Here is a 1,208-nt window from a genome sequence, read left to right on the forward strand (position 1 = left end):
TCGAGCTGCTTTCTTTGGTTACTTGTATATTGACTCCAAGTATTCGGAAACTATCTTTCCACTTACTCGAAGCGGTAGCCCGTTTGTGTTACATGGGCTCGCAGCCCGAAAGAAAGCTGGTGGCGCCGCTTCTCCTTACCGCTTTGAACCCGAACAGTTGACTGAGCCTCGAGCTCGTATCTTTGCAAGTATGGGTGCTGTGGTGAACCAAATTCCTTCCTCTTTCGCTTCGCCCTTGTTCGTCGGTATCGATGTCAGCGGCCCATTCCTCGACGTCGCCTATCACGAATCCTCCGAAACCTTTCGTCTGCCTAATGCCCCTGAAGGCTTCGCCGAACTCATCCACCGATTGTTGCCCCTCAAGCCGCAACTCATCGTCCTCGAAGCCACCGGCAAGCTCGAACGCGCCGTGCTCCAAGCCCTCTGCCAAGCCGGCTTGCCAGCCGTCGCGGTCAATTCCAAATGGGTGCGCGACTTCGCCAGATCCACCGGCCAACTCGCCAAGACCGATCGCCTCGATGCGCGCGTCATCGCTCACTTCGGCGCCACCATCAAGCCCGAAATCCGACCCCTGACCGACGAGCAAACCCAGCAGTTGCAGGCCCTCATCCTGCGCCGCGCCCAGCTCATCGAGATGCTCACCGCCGAACAAAACCGCCGCAAGCGCGCTCATAAATCGGCCCTGCCCAGCATCGATGAATTCATCCGGTTCATTACGCAACGCATCAAGGACGCCGATCGCGATATCGACGCCTTCCTCCACGCCAACGAACTCTGGCGCAAGACCGAAGCCCTGCTGCGCTCCACCCCGGGCATCGGCAAAACAACGGCCGCCGCGCTCATCGCCTTTCTGCCCGAACTAGGCTCGCTCAACGCGCGACAGATCGCCTCGCTCGTCGGCCTCGCTCCATTCAATTCCGACAGCGGAGCGCACCGCGGCGAGCGCCATATCAAGGGCGGCCGCCACATCGTGCGGCGCGCCCTTTATATGGCCTGTGTCGCCGCTCAACGAGCCAATCCGAACATCAAGGCGTTTTGCGATCGACTACGCGCCAAAGGCAAAAAGACCAAGGTCGCATTCGTCGCCGGCATGCGCAAGCTCCTTACTCAGCTCAACGCCATGATGCGCGATCGCACCCCCTGGAATCCCCCACATCACGATCACTTGTGACCCAGCACTTGACTCTCAATACAGTTGCTTTCTTTGC

At 59.1% G+C, this 1,208-nt stretch carries 1 protein-coding gene; it reads left to right on the plus strand.

Annotation, left to right across the window (positions count from 1 at the left end; genetic code table 11):
- Positions 1-190: 190 nt before the first annotated feature.
- Positions 191-1,171 carry an IS110 family transposase gene (locus NCR38_RS33975; RefSeq protein ID WP_409241456.1) on the plus strand — a complete coding sequence of 327 codons (981 nt, stop codon included), beginning with the start codon at positions 191-193 and terminating at the stop codon, positions 1,169-1,171.
- The last annotated feature ends 37 nt before the right edge of the window (positions 1,172-1,208 follow it).

The organism is Caballeronia sp. INML1 (assembly GCF_023631085.1).
In the GTDB taxonomy this organism is placed as follows: domain Bacteria; phylum Pseudomonadota; class Gammaproteobacteria; order Burkholderiales; family Burkholderiaceae; genus Caballeronia; species Caballeronia turbans.

Coding starts and splice junctions, on each gene's coding strand:
- NCR38_RS33975 (WP_409241456.1), top strand. CDS start 191: ATGGGTGCTGTGGTGAACCAAATTCCTTCCTCTTTCGCTTCGCCCTTG.